This is a genomic window from Amycolatopsis sp. NPDC114484 (assembly GCF_055633755.1).
Genome location: NZ_JBVKDQ010000001.1, coordinates 908,321 through 926,669 on the forward strand (window position 1 = coordinate 908,321; position 18,349 = coordinate 926,669).

At 69.2% G+C, this 18,349-nt stretch carries 20 protein-coding genes; 6 read left to right on the forward strand and 14 right to left on the reverse strand.

Annotation, left to right across the window (positions count from 1 at the left end):
• The first annotated feature begins 543 nt into the window (after window positions 1–543).
• From ACZ7SW_RS04395 to ACZ7SW_RS04410, 4 genes are all read left to right on the forward strand, one after another.
• Window positions 544–1,149: an RNA polymerase sigma factor gene (locus ACZ7SW_RS04395; RefSeq protein ID WP_470228968.1), complete on the forward strand. Its 606-nt coding sequence runs from the start codon at window positions 544–546 to the stop codon at window positions 1,147–1,149.
• Entirely contained in the window at window positions 1,146–1,631 is a 486-nt protein-coding gene (locus tag ACZ7SW_RS04400) for a carboxypeptidase regulatory-like domain-containing protein (protein ID WP_470228969.1), read from the forward strand. The genes ACZ7SW_RS04395 and ACZ7SW_RS04400 overlap by 4 nt, the downstream gene beginning before the upstream one ends.
• Before the next feature lie 53 nt (window positions 1,632–1,684).
• On the forward strand, window positions 1,685–4,273 hold the full coding sequence (locus ACZ7SW_RS04405; RefSeq protein ID WP_470228970.1) for a CHAT domain-containing protein: 2,589 nt from the start codon (window positions 1,685–1,687) through the stop codon (window positions 4,271–4,273).
• Window positions 4,274–4,417: 144 nt separating this feature from the next.
• The gene (locus tag ACZ7SW_RS04410; protein ID WP_470228971.1) at window positions 4,418–4,606 is read left to right on the forward strand and encodes a hypothetical protein; all 189 of its coding nucleotides are present in this window, start codon (window positions 4,418–4,420) and stop codon (window positions 4,604–4,606) included.
• Between the two features lie 132 nt (window positions 4,607–4,738).
• Here the strand turns inward: ACZ7SW_RS04410 and ACZ7SW_RS04415 are convergent, their stop codons facing one another.
• Both ACZ7SW_RS04415 and ACZ7SW_RS04420 read right to left on the reverse strand, forming a co-directional pair.
• On the reverse strand, window positions 4,739–5,497 hold the full coding sequence (locus ACZ7SW_RS04415; RefSeq protein WP_470228972.1) for a polysaccharide deacetylase family protein: 759 nt from the start codon (window positions 5,495–5,497) through the stop codon (window positions 4,739–4,741).
• Window positions 5,498–5,582: 85 nt separating this feature from the next.
• Window positions 5,583–6,029, reverse strand: coding sequence for an SRPBCC family protein (locus ACZ7SW_RS04420; protein ID WP_470228973.1), 447 nt, complete (start codon window positions 6,027–6,029; stop codon window positions 5,583–5,585).
• A gap of 74 nt (window positions 6,030–6,103) precedes the next feature.
• Between ACZ7SW_RS04420 and ACZ7SW_RS04425 the strand changes: the two genes are divergently transcribed.
• Window positions 6,104–8,062 carry an FUSC family protein gene (locus ACZ7SW_RS04425; protein ID WP_470228974.1) on the forward strand — a complete coding sequence of 653 codons (1,959 nt, stop codon included), beginning with the start codon at window positions 6,104–6,106 and terminating at the stop codon, window positions 8,060–8,062.
• A gap of 126 nt (window positions 8,063–8,188) precedes the next feature.
• Here ACZ7SW_RS04425 and ACZ7SW_RS04430 read toward each other — a convergent pair whose 3' ends face one another.
• The 9 genes from ACZ7SW_RS04430 to ACZ7SW_RS04470 all read right to left on the reverse strand — a co-directional run bounded on the left by ACZ7SW_RS04430 (window position 8,189) and on the right by ACZ7SW_RS04470 (window position 15,247).
• Window positions 8,189–8,446: an antitoxin gene (locus ACZ7SW_RS04430; protein WP_370932474.1), complete on the reverse strand. Its 258-nt coding sequence runs from the start codon at window positions 8,444–8,446 to the stop codon at window positions 8,189–8,191.
• 65 nt (window positions 8,447–8,511) lie between these two features.
• Entirely contained in the window at window positions 8,512–9,480 is a 969-nt protein-coding gene (locus ACZ7SW_RS04435) for a prephenate dehydrogenase (protein WP_470228975.1), read from the reverse strand.
• A gap of 29 nt (window positions 9,481–9,509) precedes the next feature.
• Window positions 9,510–11,516, reverse strand: a complete 2,007-nt coding sequence (locus tag ACZ7SW_RS04440) for an oxidoreductase (RefSeq protein ID WP_470228976.1) — start codon at window positions 11,514–11,516, stop codon at window positions 9,510–9,512.
• A 2-nt stretch (window positions 11,517–11,518) separates the two neighbouring features.
• Complete coding sequence (locus ACZ7SW_RS04445; protein WP_470228977.1) at window positions 11,519–12,061, reverse strand: PadR family transcriptional regulator; 543 nt, start codon at window positions 12,059–12,061, stop codon at window positions 11,519–11,521.
• Between the two features lie 91 nt (window positions 12,062–12,152).
• Window positions 12,153–12,875, reverse strand: a complete 723-nt coding sequence (locus ACZ7SW_RS04450) for an ESX secretion-associated protein EspG (protein ID WP_470228978.1) — start codon at window positions 12,873–12,875, stop codon at window positions 12,153–12,155.
• 2 nt (window positions 12,876–12,877) lie between these two features.
• A complete protein-coding gene (locus ACZ7SW_RS04455) occupies window positions 12,878–13,846 on the reverse strand; it encodes a hypothetical protein (protein WP_470228979.1) in 969 nt (322 codons plus the stop codon).
• Window positions 13,847–13,930: 84 nt separating this feature from the next.
• Window positions 13,931–14,161, reverse strand: coding sequence for a hypothetical protein (locus ACZ7SW_RS04460; protein ID WP_470228980.1), 231 nt, complete (start codon window positions 14,159–14,161; stop codon window positions 13,931–13,933).
• Window positions 14,161–14,775 (reverse strand): DUF3558 domain-containing protein, encoded by a 615-nt coding sequence (locus ACZ7SW_RS04465; protein WP_470228981.1) that lies wholly within the window; start codon window positions 14,773–14,775, stop codon window positions 14,161–14,163. Before ACZ7SW_RS04465 ends, ACZ7SW_RS04460 begins: the two co-directional genes overlap by 1 nt.
• Window positions 14,768–15,247, reverse strand: coding sequence for a PE domain-containing protein (locus ACZ7SW_RS04470; RefSeq protein WP_470228982.1), 480 nt, complete (start codon window positions 15,245–15,247; stop codon window positions 14,768–14,770). The genes ACZ7SW_RS04465 and ACZ7SW_RS04470 overlap by 8 nt, the downstream gene beginning before the upstream one ends.
• A 164-nt stretch (window positions 15,248–15,411) precedes the next feature.
• Here ACZ7SW_RS04470 and ACZ7SW_RS04475 point away from each other — a divergent pair, with 164 nt between their 5' ends.
• Window positions 15,412–16,341, forward strand: coding sequence for a patatin-like phospholipase family protein (locus tag ACZ7SW_RS04475; protein ID WP_470228983.1), 930 nt, complete (start codon window positions 15,412–15,414; stop codon window positions 16,339–16,341).
• Here ACZ7SW_RS04475 and ACZ7SW_RS04480 read toward each other — a convergent pair.
• From ACZ7SW_RS04480 to ACZ7SW_RS04490, 3 genes are all read right to left on the reverse strand, one after another.
• On the reverse strand, window positions 16,305–16,787 hold the full coding sequence (locus ACZ7SW_RS04480; RefSeq protein ID WP_470228984.1) for a hypothetical protein: 483 nt from the start codon (window positions 16,785–16,787) through the stop codon (window positions 16,305–16,307). The genes ACZ7SW_RS04475 and ACZ7SW_RS04480 overlap by 37 nt on opposite strands.
• A 72-nt stretch (window positions 16,788–16,859) precedes the next feature.
• Window positions 16,860–17,708: an SAM-dependent methyltransferase gene (locus ACZ7SW_RS04485; protein ID WP_470228985.1), complete on the reverse strand. Its 849-nt coding sequence runs from the start codon at window positions 17,706–17,708 to the stop codon at window positions 16,860–16,862.
• Window positions 17,709–17,757: 49 nt separating this feature from the next.
• Complete coding sequence (locus tag ACZ7SW_RS04490) at window positions 17,758–18,231, reverse strand: MarR family winged helix-turn-helix transcriptional regulator (protein ID WP_182893786.1); 474 nt, start codon at window positions 18,229–18,231, stop codon at window positions 17,758–17,760.
• Between the last annotated feature and the right edge of the window lie 118 nt (window positions 18,232–18,349).

Sequence of the window (18,349 nt, forward strand, 5' to 3'; positions counted from 1 at the left end):
CTTCCGGTCCGGCGCGGACGGGCGGAATCCGGGGAGGGATCCGTTCGACCGCACTGGGTCGGCGGGGCGCGATGGGTCGTTGGGGGACTCATCGGGTCCGACGGAGCTGTCGGGGCGCGGCCGTGCCGGAGGGGGAGCCCGGCCGGTCGTGCCCCGGCACCTCGTCAGAGTCGCCAGTGCCCGGAAGAACCTGCGGGACCTGCGCAAACCTCGCCGCCCTCCGGCGACCGCCACGTAAACCGCAGTACCGAAAACGCCCCAAAGCCGCCCCCAACCGGCTCCGAAAAAAACTCACCCGAAAAAAGTCAGAGATCGATGTATCCCAGAGCCAGTTGTTCGCTCCTCAACAAAGAGCCCACCCACGGGGCACACACCGTGCCCCCGCACACCATCCGCATCACCGGACCCACCGAAAGAGCGCGCACAATTCACGATCGATCCGGTACCCGACCGGAGAGGCGACCCGCGACGAGCCCGGCCGTGCCGACACGACCGGTGACTTGCTCGCCTGGGTCGGCCCACCTCCGGAGTGAGGCAGCTACGGTGACCGACGTGCACACCACCGAGGTAGACCCGCCCTGGGAAGGCCTGACCGGCGCCGACCTGCACGCCGCTTGCATGGAAGCGGCGCGGGACGGCGATCGGCGCGCTATGGCGAAACTTGTCGACGAGCTGACGCCGCTCGTGTGGCACGTCGCGCGCGCCAACGGGCTCGACCGGCAGCTGGCCGAGGACGTGGTCCAGACCGTGTGGCTCGCTCTGTTCAGCCAGCTCGCGAAGCAGCGCGACCCCCGCGCGCTCGCCGCTTGGCTGATCACCACGACTCGCCGCGAGGCGACCCGTCCCTACGGCAGGCGCACCCAGCCCGTGCCGCTGTCCGACGAGGTCGCCGCGACGCTGGAAAGCGATCATCCCGCGCCTGAGGAGGAAGCCGTCCGCGCCGACCGGGACCGCCGGGTCTGGCGCGCCTTCCTCCGCCTGCCCGCACGCTGCCAGGAGCTGCTGCGGCTGACCGTCCTCGCCGGCCGCGCCGAATACCGCGCGGTCGCCGAGGCTATGCAGATGCCGCGCGGCAGCGTGGGGCCCACCAGGGGCCGCTGCCTCGACTCGATGCGCGATCTGCTCGCAGGAGAAGGGGGTGCCCGGTGAGCGACAACATCGGCAGGCCGGGACACGGCCAAGCGATTCCGGACGACGAGGCCATCCTGGCCGACATCGGCCGGTTCCTCGACGAGGTCGACCCTCCGCCGGACGATCTGGTGCAGCGGGTCCAGTTCGCGCTCGAGCTCGAGAACCTCGACGTCGAGGTCGCGCGCTGGGAGCGACTGGACGAACTCGTGGGCGTGCGCAGCACGGCGACCGGCACGATCACGTTCACCGTCAGCGACCTGACCGTGATGATCAACCTGACCAAAATCGGGAAGGTGCACCGGATCGACGGCTGGCTCGCGCCCGCGGGCGAGTACGACGTGGAGGTCCGGGTCGCCGATCACGGCACGTTCGCGACGGCGACCGACGAGGGCGGCCGGTTCGTGCTCGAACGCGTCCCCTGCGGAACCACGCAGATCCTCGTGCACCTCGGCGCCGGCGCGCACCGCCGCACCGTGGTGACACCGACCGTTGTGCTCTGAGAAACCCGGACGGGCGTTATGGAGAGTGGCGGAGGTGTGCTCCCATAGAGTCCGTGTCCGCGCCCGTCCATGATCGTACGATCGCGGCGGCGTCCGATCTGTACGCGCGCGGCCGGGCCGCCGCGTCCGACCAGCGGCCCGGCATCGCGGTGCGGTTGTTCCGCAGCGCTCTCACGCGGCTGGCGCGCGTCGCCGAACCACTGCCTGAGCACCGGGAACTGCAGGTCCGCGTCCTGGTGAGCCTCGGCGCGGCCGAAGCCGAGGTCTCCTCCACCGACGCCGGTCTCGTGCACCTGGAGACCGCGCGCCAGCTTCGCGACCAGCTCCCGGAGAGCAAGGTCGCCCGCGAACTGGGCTTGTTGGTCACCGGCCAACGCGCGGTGGTGCTGATGCGCGGCGGCCGGTTCAGCGAATCGCTTTCGGTGTACGACGCCGTCATCCCCGGAATCGAGGCCGAGTTCGACGACGGCCGCCGGACGCTGGTCGTCATGCTCTTGAACCGCGCGCTCGTGCGGATGGCGCTGAACCATCCGAACGCCGCGCAAGCCGACCTGGAGCGCGCGCTCGGCTTCGCCCGCGAGAACGGGCACACCCTGCTCGAAGGCAAGATCCGGCAAAACCTCGGCGACCACGCGCAGCTCGTCGGCGACGTTCCGCAAGCGTTGTCCAGCTACGAACAGGCCGCGCGGATCCTCGTCACCGAATCGCCCGGGTCGATCCCGCTGATCCGGCTCGACCAGGCCCGCGCGCTGCTCACCGCGGGCCTCGCCGACGAGGCGGGCAAACACCTCGACGAAGCGCTGCCGGAGTTGCGCGCCAACGGATCCGGCCAGCACATCGCGGAAGCCGAGGTCGCGCGCGCCGCGGCCGCGTTGCTGGAAGGCGATTTCGCGTTGGCGCGAAAGTCCGCGTCGGACGCGCGCCGCCGATTTCTCCGCCGTGGCAACCGGACGTGGGCCGAGATCGCCGGTCTCGCCCGGTTTCGCGCGGAAGCGCAGCAGGTGCTGTCGGCCCGCGAAGGCCGGTCTACCTCGCGGTTGCCCGCTGAACTCGTCTCCATCGCCGAACGGCTGGCCGCGCTCGGACTGCGCGACGAGGCGGCGGTCGCGCGGCTCTTCGCAGTGCGTTTGTTGATCCGCCGCAAGGAAATCGCCGAAGCCTCGCTCGTTCTCAAGCATGTTCCCGCACCGCGCGCGACGTCGCCGGTCGACCATCGGATGCTGTTCCGGTTGTGCCGGGCGGAGCTGGCCGTCGCCGAGGACCGGCCGCGCGCCGCGCTCGCGCAGGCCCGCGCCGGACTGCGCGAACTCGGCACGATCCGCGACCGGATGGGCGGGCTCGATCTGTTGTGCGGCACGGCCGTGCACGGCGAGGAACTCGGCAGGCTGGCGATGCGGCTCGTGCTGCGGCGCGCGCGGCGGAACGCGGCGGGCGCGCGGCGGATGTTCGCGTGGCTGGAACGCACCCGGGCCCAGGTTTACCGGTACGAACCGCTGCCGGTGATCGAGGATCCGGTGCTGGCCAAGCACATCAACGAAATGCGGCACGTCCAGCGCACCATTCAGCGCGCCCGGCTGGAGGGCGAGCCGGTGAAGGCGCTGGAGCAGCGGTACAGCCAGCTGCAGCGCGAGGCGAGCAGGCTCGGCTGGTACACGAGCCAGTGGGGCCGCCCGCGTCCGGTCGCGACGCCGGACGAGGTCGTCGCCGCGCTCGGCGATCGAGTGCTGGTGAGTTTGGTGCCGTACAACAATCAGCTGTACTCGGTGGTCGTCGACCGCGGGACGTTCCGGCTGCTCAAACTGGGGCCGTTGGACGACATCGTGGAGACCGCGACCCAGTTGCACGCCGACCTCGACGCGCTCGCGCCGGACCATCTCTCGCCGATCATGGCGGAGACGGTGTCCGCGTCCGCGCGCCGCCGGGCGGAGAAGCTCGACGCGCTGATTTCCGCGTCGCTGGTCAAAACTCTCGACGATCGCGAGCTGGTGATCGTCCCGATCGGGCAGTTGTACGCGATGCCGTGGGGCGCGTTGCCGTCGCTGCGCGGGCATCCGGTGTCGATCGCTCCGTCGGCGACCGCGTGGATCACCGCGAAACGTCCGGCCGAGGACGGGCCGGTGCTGCTCGCGGGCGGTCCCGGCGTGCCGGGCGCGGTCGGCGAGGTGAGCAAACTGCGCTCGGTTTACCCGGACGCGAAGCTGGTCGAGGGCGACGACGCGACGAGCGCCACGGTCCTGACCGCGCTGGACGGCACCCGCTTGGCACACCTGGTCGCGCACGGCGCGCACGAGCCGGCGAATGCGTTGTTCTCCCGCGTGGAACTGGTGGACGGCCCGCTGTTCGCGCACGAAACGACCCGGCTCGCGAACCCGCCGGAGCGGGTGGTGCTGGCTGCCTGCGAGCTGGCGATGAGCCACATCCGGCCGGGCGAGGAAGCGCTGGGCTTCGCCGGGACGCTGCTGGCGAGCGGTTCGCGCACGGTCATCGGCGCGGTCGCCCGAGTCGGCGACCGAGCGGCGGCGGACACGATGGCAGACCTGCACCGGCGGCTGGCGGAGGGGACTTCCCCCGCGCTGGCACTGGCCGAAGCGGTGGCGGTGGACCCGATGCGGCGGCCGTTCGTGTGCCTCGGGGCTGGCTGAACGCCCGAAGATGGTGGCGGAGTGCGGCGGATGCCCAAAGGCGGCGGAGTGCGGCGGGTGGCCGGAGGCGGCGGCGGAGTGCGGCGGTGCCCGAAGATGACAGCGGCGTGCGGCGGTGCCTGACGATGGCGGCGGAGTGCGGCGGTGCCCGAAGACAGCGGCGGGAGAAGGCCGCAGCATCGGGCGGCAGTGGTGTGTGGCGGCAGCGGCGGGGCGAAAGCCGTGGCGAAGGCCGCGGCGGAGGGCAGCGGCACCGGGCGGCAACGGCGGGCGAAGGCGGCGGGCGACAGGCTGGCTGGGCGCGCGATGTCGGGAGTGCGGGTGCCGCGTTGATGCGGGCCTAGCAAGCGGCGATACCGGTGAGAACCGGCATCGCCGCCACGCGGGCCGTTGTGGTGCGGCGGGTCTCGTCGTGAGTGCTGGTCCCGGTGAGAACGGGGTTGCCGCTCACGAGACGTGCGGTGCTCAGCCCAGGAAGTCGGCCAGCGGAACCGGCGTCAAGCCGTCCTTCTTGGCCTGGGCGATGAACGCCTCGTAGTCTTCCTTGAACGTCTTGCGGAAGTGCATCAGCACGATGTCGCCCGGGCGGAGCTTGTCGCCGGACTGGAACTGGACGACGCCGTCGTTGACCGAGGCGGTCCACAGGACACTCGCGCGCATCCCGCACTCCGCGGCGGCCTTCAGCGTGTTCTGGTCGTAGTTGCCGAACGGCGGGCGGAACAGGGTCGGGCGCACGCCGAGCGACTTCTGGAAGTCGTCGGCGTCGTCGCAGATTTCCTTTTTCTGGAAGTCCAGCGGTTTGCCCTTGAGGTTCGGGTGGTTGACCGTGTGGTCGCCGAGCACCGCGCCGGTCGAGTCGAGGATGGCCTTGAAGTACGCCTCGTGGCCCTTCACGTACCGGTTGTTCAGGAACAGCACCGGATGCCCGCCGGACTGCTGGATCAGGCCCTGCGCGGAGGGATCCTTCACCGCGCCGTCGTCCATGGTGATGAAGACGTACGGTTTGTCGGTCTGGATGCGGCGGACCACGCCGACCTTGCCGTCCTGGATCGCCGGCGCCTTCTGCTGCACGGTGCCGAACGGGTACGGCCCGGGCGGCGGACCCGGCTTCGCGGCCCCCGGCGCGGGGTTCGCCTGTTCCGGGGGTTGACTCGAATCAGGACCGGAGCACGCCGACAGCACGAGCAGACCGGCGAATGCCGCCGCCAGCCACCGCTTCGCCATGCCGCTTCCTTTCCCTCGGGGTCACCCGAGGGGATGACGTCTGTACTCCGGTCTGAGTTGATCGTTGTGGTGCAACGCACCCCCGTCAGGCAGCACGATTGCCCGCTTTGGCCAACTGTGTGGCCAAAAATCCGATCACGCTGCGCAACAGCGCGAGGGCGACGGGCCCCGTTCCGGGGATGCGTTCGGCGAACGACCCCGACCACCTGAGGTCCGTGCCGCCGTCGGCGTTCGGGGTGAACGCCACCTCCGCACGATAGTCGTGGACCGGGCTGAAACCGTCGAATGTGTAGACGTGCCGTCGATCCGGTACGTATTCCAGCGTCCGCTCGCGCAGCAGAACCGGCCACAATCCGACTTCCCGGACAGCGCCGACGCGGCCGTCGTCGCCGAGCGCCGCCCAGCGGGACTGCCACACGAGCGGGCGCGCCCACGTCGACCAGAGCGCCCCGTCGCTTTCCAGCCGGAACAGCGCTGGTGGCGGTGTGGCGCTCACCCGGTTCACCTCGAACGAGTACCTGCGACCCGGCATGAAACCTCCTCGAACACGTTGTTGACCGAGCGACAAATCAATCCCGGACGGCCCCGGTAGGTCAAGATGGTCCGGTGAGCCGCCCCGACTTCGCCGCGCCGCACTGGCTGACGCAGCTTCTGCGTTCCAAACCTGTTCCCATTCCGTGGAACATGGTCGCTCGCGCGGTGGTCGCGTTGGCGACTCCGCTGGCGGTCGCGTACGCGGCGGGTGACATCGCGGTGGGTGCGCTGATCTCCACCGGCGCGCTGCCGACCGTGCTGTCCGAGGCGGCCGGGGCCTACCGCTACCGCGCGCGCCGGCTTGGCGGGGCGACGTTCGCCGCTGCGGTCGGGTACCTTCTCGGGCTGCTGACTGGCGGTATGCCCGCCTGGTCGATCCCAGCGATCGTGATCGTGGCGGCGGTTTCCGCGCTCATCAGCGCGGCGGGCAGCAACGCGTCAGTGGCCGGGCTGCAGATGTTCGTCTTCTGCGTGCTCGGCACCGCGCAGCACGCGACCGGCGTACGCACCGAAGTGCTTTTCGGCCTCTTCTGCGCGGGCGCTGGCTGGGGGCTGCTGGTCGCGCTCGGCACCTGGACGCTCCGCGCGACGAGCCCCGAACGCACCGCGGTCGCGCAGGTCTACATCGAACTCGCGGCGATGCTGTCGGCTGAAGACGAACCGACTTCGCGAGTCGCGCGCCATCAGCTGACCACTGCGATGAGCACGGCCTACGACCGGTTGCTGGTCGCGCGTTCCTGGCTGTCCGGCCGAGACGCTGCGTATCGACGGCTGCTGAACCGGCTGTCCGCGGCGACGCCCGCGGTCGAGGCATCGGTCGCGATGGTCAACGCCGGACAGCGCGCCCCGGACGAGGTGATCGACTATCTGACCCGCGTGGCGGCGTCCGTGCTGGCGAGCCAGCCGCTGCCGCCCGCACCTGAGCTGGCGGACGAGAACGCCGACGCGGTGGTCAGCGCGCTTTACGCCGGGCTTGCGCGGATCGGGAAGCTCGACGACCGCAAGCGCCGTAAGAAGGTCTCGCTCCTGCGCCGTGTGCGCGAGTGGGCGAGCGGGCTTTCCGGACCGCTGACCTGGCTGGCGACGCTGCGGCTCACCGTGTGCGTCGCGGTGGCCGAAGTGGTGGCGCTGATGGTGCCGTTCGAACGGTCGTACTGGATCACGCTCACCGTCGGCGTGGTGCTGAAACCGGACTTCGGGTCGGTGTTCGGCCGCGCGGTGCTGCGCGGGATGGGGACGGTCGCGGGGGTCGGGATCGGCGCGGTGGTGCTCGCCTTCGGTGCCCGCGGCTGGGTGCTGGTGGCGCTGATCGCGGTGTTCGCCGGCGGGGCCGCGGTGGGGAAGGTGCGCAACTACGGGATGCTCGGCACGTTCGTGACGCCGCTGATCATCCTGCAGATGGACCTCGCGAACACCGGCAGCTGGACGGTCGTGCTGGCGCGGCTGGTCGACACCGTGATCGGCTGTGTGATCGTGCTCGTCGTCGGCTATCTGCTGTGGCCGGGTTCGCGGCGGCCGACCGTCGGCGGACGGCTGGCGGACAGTTTCGACACGGTCGCCAAGTACGTCCAGACCGCGATGGTGCTGAACTCGACCAGCGAATCGCGGCTCGCCCGGTCGCGGGCCCGGCGTGGGGCCTACCGCGCGCTCGCGGACCTGCGGACGGCGTTTCAGCAGGTGATCGTAGAGCCGTCGCCGGCCGGACGGCAGGCGGTGGCGTGGTGGCCGGTGATCGCGGGGCTGGAACGGGTGACCGACGCGGTGACCGAGGTCGGCGTGACGATCGGGGAGGGCGCGCCCGCCCCGTCTCCCGCGGACATCGAGTTGCTCACGGACGCGTTGGCGGAGCTGGCTTCCGCGGTCCGCGAACAGCGGGACCCGGATTCGGTGCCGATGCCGGACAACCCGCGTCTCGCCGGGGTGGTGGACCAGCTCGGGTCGACCTTCGACGCGGTGCGCGGCCCGGACCTGGTGGAACGGTCGCCGCTGCGGCTGGTGCGCCGGTTCCTGCCGTACCACCGGCGCACCTGAGCCTGCACCCTAGAGGTCCGTGAGGGGAACCTTCAGGGAATCAGATTCCCTCAGGGTGGCCCTCGCGGACTTTCGCGGGAACGAAAGTCGCGCCAGCGCAACTGGGCCCAACCTGGAGGCGGAGGGTTACTGCTGTCCGCCGGGCTGGCCGCCCTCGGGCTTCGGGCCGTCTTCGGGCTTCTCGCCGCCCTCTTCGTTCTTGCCGGTGACCTTGCCGAGCAGGTCCTTGGCTTTGTCGACGCCGCCGTCGATCTGCGAGTCGTGGCCGCTGACCTTGGACTTCGCGAATTCAGCCGCCTTCTCGAGACCCTGCTCGAGCTTGCCGCTGTTCTCGCGCAGCGCCTCGGTCGCCTTGTTCTTGAGCTCGTCGAAGTTGATGCCCATCGAATGCCTCCCCGGGGTTGGGATTGAGAGGCTTCAATCGTCACACACCAGGCGTACCAGGCAAGTCAAGACACTTCGCCGAGTGCGACCGCTCCGTCCAGTCCGGTGATCCGGCCGCCGCGTTCGCCGAGTGCCACGAGTCCTTCGCGGGCGTCGGCGGCGGTGAGGTCGATGCGGACGCCGGACAGTGCCGCGTCGCGCGCCGCTTCCAATGCCAAAGCACCCTCGTGACCTGCGTTGATGGTCGCGGCGAGGCCGCCGGTGGAGGCGAGCGAACCGCGAGCGGCGCCAAGCCGGCCGAGTGCGTCGTCGACAATCGGGAGCAGGGCGTCGCGGTTGCCTTCGGTCATGGCGCGCACCAGGTCCGGCGACGAACCGGCGACGCGGGTGCCGTCGCGGAACGAGCCGGCGGCCAACGTCATCGCGAGCGGGCCGCCCTGCGCGCCGACCGAGGCGAGGATCGCGGCGAACAGGTGCGGCAGGTGCGAGATCCGGGCGACCGTCTCGTCGTGCGAATCAGCGGGCAGCGGGATGGCGTGCGCGCCGACGTCGAGTACGAGCCGGGTGACCTCGGCCCACGCCGTGAGGTCGGTTTCCTCTTCGACGCCGACGACCCAGGCCGCGTCGCGGAAGAGCATCGTGTCGCCGGCCAGCCAGCCGGAGTGCGACGTGCCCGCCATCGGGTGTCCGCCGACGTAGCGCGTGTACGGCGCGCGGCGGCGGACCGCGTCGAGCATCGGGCCCTTCACGCTGACCACGTCGGTGAGGATGCAGTGCGACGCGTGTTGCGCGACCTGCCGCAGCAGGTTCTCCACCGCGGGCAGCGGCACCGCGATGACCACGATCGCGTCCGCGGCCGCAGCGCGCTGTAGTGCGGCTTCGGCGTCGGTGGTGACGTCGTAGCCGCCGCGGCTCGCCGCGTCAGCGTCCACTTCGGACACGGTGGTTCCCCATACGGTCCTGCCGCTCGCCGCGGCGGCTCGCAGCAGGGAACCGCCGATGAGCCCGAGCCCGATTACGCATACGTCTCGCACGGGGCCATCCTGCCAGTGCGCGCAAGCGGCTACAGGACGGCGGCCAGCCGGGTGCCCTGGTCGATGGCCCGTTTGGCGTCGAGTTCCCGTGCCTCGTCGGCCCCGCCGACGAGATGCACCGGCACCTCGCCGAGCGCGCCGGCGAGCTCCCGCACGGATTCCTGGCCTGCGCAGACCACCACGGTGTCGACCTCCAGCAGCCGCGGTTTCCCGTCGACCGTGACGTGCAGACCGGCGTCGTCGATCCGGTCGTAGGAAACCCCGCTGATCTTTTCAACGCCCTTGGCGCGCAAGGCCGCCCGATGCACCCAGCCGGACGTCTTGCCGAGCCCGGCCCCGATCGGCGACTTCTTGCGCTGCAGCAGGTAGACCTGTCGCGGCGACGGTTCCGGCTTCGGCTTCGCCAGTCCGCCGGGCGCGAGCGCGGGGTCGGTGACGCCCCATTCGGCCATCCAGGCGTCGCGATCCAACGCGGGCGACGAGCTGTGCGTGAGGAATTCGCTGACGTCCACGCCGATGCCGCCCGCGCCGATCACCGCGACCCGCTCGCCGACCGGTTTGCCGTGCCGCACGACGTCGACGTAGGACAGCACCTTCGGATGGTCGATCCCGGGCAGCGCCGGTACCCGCGGCGTGACGCCGGTGGCCAGCACGACCTCGTCGAAGCCGGTCAGGTCCGCGGCGGTCACCCGGGTGCCGAGGCGCACCTTCACGCCGGTGACCTCCAGTCGGCGGGTGTAGTACCGGATGGTCTCGGCGAACTCCTCCTTGCCCGGAATCCGCCGCGCGATCCCGAACTGGCCGCCGATCTCGTCGTCGGCCTCGAACAGTTCGACGTCGTGGCCGCGTTCGCCGAGCGCGGTCGCGGTGGCGAGCCCGGCCGGTCCGGCCCCGACGACGGCGACGCGTTTGACCTTCCGGGTCGGCAGCAGGTTCAGGGTCGTTTCGTGTCCGGCCCGCGGATTCACCATGCAGGACACCGGTTTCCGGCTGAACGCGTGGTCGAGGCAGGCCTGGTTGCACGCGATGCAGGTGTTGATCTCGTCCGCCCGGCCGGTTTCGGCCTTGCGGATCCAGTCCGGGTCGGCGAGCAGCGGCCGGGCCATCGAGACCAGGTCCGCGTCGCCGTCGGCGAGCGCCTGTTCCGCGACGTGCGGCAGGTTGATCCGGTTGGAGGTCACCACCGGCACCGAAACGTGCGGCTTCAGCTTGCCGGTGACCCAGGTGAACGCGCCGCGCGGAACGGACGTGACGATCGTCGGCACACGCGCCTCGTGCCAGCCGATGCCGGTGTTGATGATCGTGGCCCCGGCCGCCTCGACGTCGCGGGCCAGCGCGACGACGTCGTCCCAGCTCTGTCCGCCTTCGACGAGGTCGAGCATGGACAGCCGGTAGATGATGATGAAGTCCGGCCCGACTTTTTCCCTGGTGCGCCGGACGATCTCGACCGCGAACCGGCGGCGCTTCTCCGCGGTGCCGCCCCAGGCGTCGGTGCGCCGGTTGGTGCGTTCGGCGAGGAACTGGTTGATCAGGTAGCCCTCGGAGCCCATGATCTCGACGCCGTCGTACCCGGCGTCGCGGGCCAGCGCGGCGCAATCGGCGAACGCGCGGATGGTGCGGTGCACGCCGTACGCCGTGAGCGCGCGCGGGCGGAACGGGTTGATCGGCGCTTTGCGGCTCGACGCGGAAACGCTCAGCGGGTGGTAGGCATAGCGGCCGGCGTGCAGGATCTGCAGCGCGATCTTGCCGCCCTCGGCGTGCACCGCACCGGTGAGCAGCTGATGATTCTTCGCCTCGGCGGGCGTGGACAGCTTCGAGGCCAACGGCAACAGCCAGCCAGTGCGGTTCGGCGCGAACCCGCCGGTGACGATCAGGCCGACGCCACCGCGCGCGCGTTCGGCGTAGTACTCGGCCAGCTGCGGGAAGCGAGACGCGCGGTCTTCCAAGCCGGTGTGCATCGAACCCATCAGGACGCGGTTGCGCAGCGTCGTGAAGCCGAGATCGAGCGGGGACAACAGGTTCGGGTACTCGGTCATCGTCAGTCCTTCTCGTCGGCCCGCAACGCGGTCAGGATTTCTTCCAGCCACTCGACCTGGCCTTCTTCGACCCGGATTCCGCCGCGCAGCACGAGGTACTGGTGCAGCGAGCGGCCGCGGAGCCGGTCCGGGGCGGAAAAGTCACGCTTCTCGATCTGCCGGTACAACCCAAGCCGCTCGGCATGCGCGTCGCGATGCCGGGTGATCTCGGCGGCGACCTCTTTGGCGTCACCGAACGACGCCCCGCGCAGCTTCACCGCCAACTCCTGCGGCCCAGCCTGCGGCGACGGTTCGGCAAGCCAGCGCCGCAATTCGACGCGACCCGGTCCGCTGACGGTGTAGACCTTCTTGTCCGGCCTACCGTCCTGGGGCACCACGTCGACGGCGACTTGACCGGCCTCTTCCATCCGCTTCAGAACGCGGTAAATCTGCTGGTGGGAGGCGCTCCAGAACAGCCCGATGGACTTCTCGAACCGGCGCGCCAGCTCGTATCCCGAGCCGGAGCGTTCCGACAGCGAGACGAGGATCGCGTGCTCCAGTGCCATGCCGGACAGTGTCATATGCAACTAGGTGCAGTGCAACTGAGTGCAAGCCAGGTCACGATTGTTCGTCCATCCGGAGCGTCCGGCGGCTGGGTCAGGTGCGCAGACTGGCTTCGATGGCGTGCAGCATCCGGGTGAGGTCGTCGGTGCCGGCCGGGCTGATGGTGAGCCAGCTGTCGGTGACCGTCGCGGTGAACCGGCCTTGTTCGGTGTCGATCCAGTAGGGCGGGTGTTCGTTGCGGACACGTTCGGTGCCGCGGCGGATCGCGACGTACAACCGTCCTACGTGGATTCGCGGGGACTGCATCCACTCGACGGCGCGACGCGCGTCGCGGGCACTGCTGGTGCGGGTCGGCGGAGGATTTCCGGCGAGCACCGCGCTGTAGTCCGCCTCCGAGCAGGACAGCGAATGCAGGTTCGGCACCGGAGGAGTGCCCGGAAGCGCGGAAGCGAGATCACGGGCAGCGGATTCCGCGGAGCTGGGGAAGAGGGTGATCGTGTCGTGATCGGCGATCGTGAGGATCGCGTCTCGTCCTACGGCCGCGGCCTGAAGGGTCACGTCGCGGCCGTTGATGCGAGCCCAGCAGTAGCGGTCGACCGAGGGTCGTTGCAGGAGCCCGATGACCTCGGCGAAGTCGCGGGCGGGCCAGCCGGTGTCGGCCAGTTCGGAGTCCGCTTTCGCGTCCTGCTGGAGTTGCTCGTCCGGCGGGTACCATTTCTCGCCGCCGATCAGGGTCGGGTGCGGGTCAGAACGGTCAAGGCGGCGGACCAGGTTCTGATAACCGGCGCGGGAAAACCGCAAAGGGCCTCGGAGCAAGGTCAGGCTCCGATGGTGGGCGGGGTCGGGCGCATGCCGTCGGGATAGCCGCCGAACAACTCGTCGACGTCCTCGTCGAGGTAGGTGACTTTCCGTCGGTGCTCTTCGTCCTCGGTGTCTTTGCCCTTTCCGGCGCCGGCACCCATGCCGCCCCTGCCTGGCGATCCCTTGGCATCCGCCCCGCCGGCGGCAGCACCGGGACGCGCCGCGCTCTGGCCGCCCGCCGGGGTTCCGGCCCCTGTCCCCGCGCCAGTGCCGAGTGGCTGCCCGCTGCCACCGGCTCCGATGCGCGCGCCCGCGCTTCCTCCGTTGCCGATCTGTCCGCCGAGACTGCTCCCCCCGCTGCCTCCCAGAGCGCCGAATCCGCCTGGAGGGAGAGCGAAACCGCCGCCGCTCGCCGGATCCGTCCCGCTGGTGTTCGGGCCGAAAGCCGGCAGCCGTCCAGACCCGAACCCCGGCGCGTCGCTGACCGGCGCTTTGGGGGTGTATCCAGCCGTGGTGGTGGAGTCCGGTGCTGCGGTGTGCTCCGCCGGGAAGCTGCTGCCGCCCGAAAAGTGGGAGGAGCCGCTGCCGTGCGGCGGTGCGGAACTGCTGACCGGACTGGGGACGCCGGTGCTGGGCGAATATTCGCCGCCGTGGAAGTCTCCGGTGTACCCGCCGGTTCCGCGGGTTCCGCCAGTGCGGCCGGTTCCGCCAGGCCCTCCGGTTCCGCCAGTCCAGCCGGGAGGGCCGGACGTTCCGCCGCTGATTGGGGCCGAGCCGACCGCGATCCCGGCCGGCGCGGCATTCAAAACCGGATAATCCTTAGCCGACGAATTGCGGTTTCCGTCCGTGGTGGCGACGTAAGTCCCGTAGGCTTCTTTGTTGTTCTTGTCCGAGTCGTCCCACCGCGCTGCCGCTTTTTCCGAATCGCTTGCGCCGAACGGGCTGTAGCTCGCCAGGTCATTGGTGTCAGGACGGTTGGCGTCCATCGGGGTGAGCTTGTTGAGCGTCCCGTGAAAGCCGCTGTTCTGCGCGGTGAGGGACTGGGCGCTGCGGCCGAGGTCCTCCGATGCCTACTGAGAGGTTTCCAGCAGCGGGGTCAGCCCAGCCTTGGCCTTGCCGGCTGCGTCGCCCTCCCAGGAGGCGTCCATTTTGCCTTGCAGCCGGGCGATCCTGGTCACGAGTTCCTCGTGCGCGGATTTGAGCGCTTCGGCCGCCTGCTGGCCGGAATCGAGGGAGGCTGTGTTGCCGCCGTAGCGATGCATCCGGGTGTAGACGTCCGCGCCGGTGTAGCCGTCCGGCATCAGTGCCCTCCCTTCTGGAGGTATTGGATTACGTATCCGGCGACCTTCTTGCCGACTTCGCAGCTGTCGGCAAAGGGCTTCTTGAGAGTGTCGAGGTTGACGTTGATGACGTAGGTGAGGTCGTTGCGCAGTCCGATGGTCATCGTGCATAGCCCTACTGGGGAATTGCTCGCCGGGTCGTAGATGACGCCTGGGTAGCCGGCCACAGTGAAGGGTTCGAACTTGGTTAATGCGCCGGCCTTCTGCTGGCCGTAGATACCGCTAAGACCGCTGTGGCTCGGATCTTTGGTTACCACGGTTCCGCCTACCGATGACGGTCCGTCGTCGGTAGCGAAGCGCCAGCCGCAAGTCGGTCCGGTGGCGCCCTCGGGTTGAGGGACTGTGCTCTTAAACGGAGCGCCCAGGCTTGTGACCTGGTCCGCATTCATTGCGGCGCAGGGGTCTTTTTCCAGCGACGTCGCGTCGAGCGGTGTCAGCACCGATGGCGCACCGAATTGGGTCCCCGCAGAGCTGGGCGGTGGCGGGGTTGCGGGGGTCGCGTTGCCAGGCTCGCCGGAGCAACCGCTGAGCAGGACTGCGGCGAACGCGAATGTGGCGGCGTAACGGCTATTCATCGCGAGGGTTGACGCCTTTCAAGTGGTCGGCTGCCTGGTGCTCTTGCTTTTGGTAAGTATCCAGGGCCTGTTGAAAGGCGTCCTTCTGGCGTTGAAGTTCGGCGACTACGCTGTTGAGATAGTTATTGTACGACCGGCCCGCCGCGTTGGCGTCCTGCACATAAGCGATGCTGGCGACTTCATCACCCATCGGCATGAAAGAAGTCAGGGCGCGAGCCTGCTGCCGAGGATCGAGCTGGATCCACTCGAGGATGTCGTCGATCTCGGTGACGATCTCCTTGAGCAGCTCCGGGGTCAGCCGGTACCCGCCGCTGCCGCTGGGCATGCCCTCGTTGGCCTTCGCCTGTGCGTCGGCGGCTTCTTTCGCCAACTGTTCGGGAGTTTTGTCCCGCACATAGGTGTATCCGGGCACCAACGGACCCTGCATGTTCGCAGGCAGATGTCTGACGCGTTCGACGCCGTCATCAGCCATGAAAGCCTCCCCGCTTCCAACCGGACAACACGGACAGTAGCAGATTGCCTGCAGATGGTGACAACTTAGCCGAGCTTCGTGATCAAGGTGTGGCGGGAGCCAGGTCACCCGCAGAGGGGGCAAAACGGGTCGATCCGCGCACCGAAGAGGATCAAGATGGAGGGGTGGATCCGGTTCTGGAACTGCTTGCCGAGCGAATCGCCGAGGGCAGTGTGCAGGGGCGGCGGACGGATGGCCGCCGGCTCGCGCTCGCTGTGGAGGGCGGCAGCAGTCGTGGCACGTATTCGAGCGGCATGGCGCTCGCGCTTGACGAACTCGGGGCCACGCTGGCGTTCGACGACGTCTACGGAGCTTCAGCCGGTGCGCTCAACGCGGCCTGGCTGTTGTGCGGGCGGTCGCGGACCGGCGTGCGGACCTGGTGGAACCCGGCGGTGATGCGGCGGATCATCAATCCGCTGCACGCCCTGCGCGGCCGGGCGGTGGTCGATCTCGAGTTTCTCGTGCATCAGGTGTACTCGGTGCTCGAACCGATGGATTTCCCGGCGATCCTGGCGAGTCCGGTCGGCTTCCACCCGCTCGCCACCGACGCCGACACCGGCGAGTCGACCGATCTGCATCCGTTCATCGAGGACGTGGACGGGATCAAAACGGCGCTCGCGGCGTCGTCGTGCATGCCGGTGCTGGCCGGGCCGCCGATCGCGATGGGTGGGCGGCGGTTCGTGGACGCGGGGATCGCCGAGCCGCTGCCGTTCCGCACTGCGTTGGCCCAAGGCGCGACGGACGTGCTGGTGTTGCGGACCCGGCGCGAGGACGAACCTCCGGTGCGGCCGCCGCGCGTGCAGGACGTGGTCGTGCCGCGGTTTCTCCGTCGCCACGCGCCGGGCACCGTCGACGCTTGGCGCACGCAGTACGACCGGGATCTGGAGGACGAACGCCAGCTGCGGGAAGATCCGCGGCTGGCTATTGTCCGGCCACCGGACGGTGCGCCGGATGTGGTTTTGCTGGAACGGGATCCGGCGGTGTTGCGGCGTGCGGTGGAGCTGGGTCGGGACGCGGTCTACGCGGCGTTGGACGTCCTGCGCAAAGCGTCGTGAGCGCGGCTGCGGACCGTTAGTCGTTGGGTGACAAGGGAAACTGCGAGATACAACAGGATTGACGCGCCGCCGAGGCCCTTCGTTTCGTTGGCCGCGTCGATGGTGAAGTCAAGTCCTAAGTGGACGCCGAAGGAAATGAGCCATAGCACGGCGGTTCGCCAATTCCCTTGCCGCCACAGGGTTCCGTCGGCGCGCCAGATTCGCATGGTGTACCCGCGGGCCACGCCGAAGCCGCCGGCGACCACGAAGCTTCCGGTGAGCAACAGGATCGCCGCGGTCGTCGGCACGGTCTTCGCGATGGCGACGCCGAGGGAGGCGACGCCGAGCACGCTGATGACGAGCAGTACCACCGGCGGACGGTCGGCGCGGCGGACTTGAAGTTGTCGCCACATCAGCCAGGTCAGGACGACCAGGCCGATCAGGATGTTGTCGAAGGTGTTCGGCACAGCGCCAACAGTGCCGGGCCGAGCCGTCCCGCGCCTCCACCCGAGGGTGGAGGCCGGGTGGGAAAACCCCTGTCAGGCCTGCGGTTTGCGGGCCACGCCGCCGATCACCCGCGACTCCGACGGCGCCTTCGCGAACACCGTGTCGGCGTCCGGATGCCAGGCCGGCGCGTACACCAGGCCCGGTTCGAGCAGCGGCCAGCCGCCGAAGAACCGTTCGAACTCCGCCTTCGTGCGCAGGATGCCCGGGTTGGTGGTCGACTCGTAGTACTTGATGATGTCGACGAGCGCCTGGCGTTCGTTGTCGTCCACCGGGTTTTCGTTGGTCATCTGGGAAAGAATGAGCAACGAGCCCGGCGCGAGCTGCTTGCGGTAGAACGCGAGGATGCCGTCCGGGTCCTGGTCGTCCTTGATGAAGTGCAGCACCGCGTTGACGATCAGCGCCACCGGCTCCCGGATGTCGATCACGTGCGAATCGGCGACCCGGTCCCACAATTCGGCGGGCTGCAGCAGATCGGCGGCCATCGCCTGGTGCCGGTCCTCGTCCGCGGTGTCGGCGAGCAGCACCTGCGAGTGCGCGAGCGCCACCGGCTCGTTGTCCAGGTACAGCACGGAAGTGTCGTGTTCCGGGCGCTCGTCGTCGGCCACCTCGTGCACGTTGCCCGCGGTGGGAAGGCCGGAGCCGATGTCGACGAACTGCCGGATGCCCTCGCGCACGCTCTGTCGCACCGCGCGGCCGAGGAACTGCCTGCTGGTGCGGCAGTAGTCGCCCATCAGCGGCAGCCGTTCGCGCACCTTCTCGGCGAAGATCCGGTCGATCGCGTAGTTGGTGGTGCCGCCGATGAAGTAGTCGTAGACGCGGGCCGCCGACGGCCGGTCCAGACTGGCTTCCACCGCGCGCAGTGCTTCGTCCTGTGTGCTCATCGCCGTCCTCACGCTCGCCCTGGCGCTCATGCTAACCATGGCGTCCGGTTCAGCTCGGCCGGTAGGACTCCCGGTAGGCGTTGACCGAAGCCGTCAGCTGATCCATCGCGGCGCGCATCCGGCCCAGTTCGGCGTTGTCCAGGTTCATCGCCGCTCCGACGTGCGGCGGGATCCGTTCTGCCTTGGCGCGCAACGCGGTTCCCTCGTCGGTAAGCCGGATGCGGACCGAGCGCTCGTCGTCGGATTGGCGTTCGCGCTTGATCAGCCCGGCCTTCTCCAGTCGCTTCAGCAGCGGGGACAGCGTTCCGGAGTCGAGGTTCAGCGCGGAGCCGAGTTCCTTGACCTGCTGCTCGTCCTGCTGCCACAGCGCGAGCATCACCAGGTACTGCGGGTAGGTCAGGTCGAGCGGTTCGAGCAGCGCGCGGTAGAGCGCGGTGACTGCCCGGGAGGCCGAGTACAGGCCGAAACACAGCTGGTCGTCGAGCAGCAGCGAGCCGGTTTCTCCGGTGTCTGGGCTGGTCATCGGTAGCCTCCCGCGGATTTCTTCTTCCCAGCTCTCCATCCTCTCTCGCCGGGGCGGGAAGGGCAACTCAAGTGCTCTAGATCTCATTGTGTATCATCTAGTTGTGCACAACTAAGTT

Coding starts and splice junctions, on each gene's coding strand:
- ACZ7SW_RS04430 (WP_370932474.1), bottom strand. CDS start 8,446: ATGGGCATCAACTTCGACGAGCTCAAGAACAAGGCGACCGAGGCGCTG.
- ACZ7SW_RS04455 (WP_470228979.1), bottom strand. CDS start 13,846: ATGGACGCCAACCGTCCTGACACCAATGACCTGGCGAGCTACAGCCCG.
- ACZ7SW_RS04440 (WP_470228976.1), bottom strand. CDS start 11,516: ATGACCGAGTACCCGAACCTGTTGTCCCCGCTCGATCTCGGCTTCACG.
- ACZ7SW_RS04465 (WP_470228981.1), bottom strand. CDS start 14,775: ATGAATAGCCGTTACGCCGCCACATTCGCGTTCGCCGCAGTCCTGCTC.
- ACZ7SW_RS04490 (WP_182893786.1), bottom strand. CDS start 18,231: ATGACCAGCCCAGACACCGGAGAAACCGGCTCGCTGCTGCTCGACGAC.
- ACZ7SW_RS04415 (WP_470228972.1), bottom strand. CDS start 5,497: ATGGCGAAGCGGTGGCTGGCGGCGGCATTCGCCGGTCTGCTCGTGCTG.
- ACZ7SW_RS04420 (WP_470228973.1), bottom strand. CDS start 6,029: ATGCCGGGTCGCAGGTACTCGTTCGAGGTGAACCGGGTGAGCGCCACA.
- ACZ7SW_RS04460 (WP_470228980.1), bottom strand. CDS start 14,161: ATGCCGGACGGCTACACCGGCGCGGACGTCTACACCCGGATGCATCGC.
- ACZ7SW_RS04470 (WP_470228982.1), bottom strand. CDS start 15,247: ATGGCTGATGACGGCGTCGAACGCGTCAGACATCTGCCTGCGAACATG.
- ACZ7SW_RS04445 (WP_470228977.1), bottom strand. CDS start 12,061: ATGGCACTGGAGCACGCGATCCTCGTCTCGCTGTCGGAACGCTCCGGC.
- ACZ7SW_RS04485 (WP_470228985.1), bottom strand. CDS start 17,708: ATGAGCACACAGGACGAAGCACTGCGCGCGGTGGAAGCCAGTCTGGAC.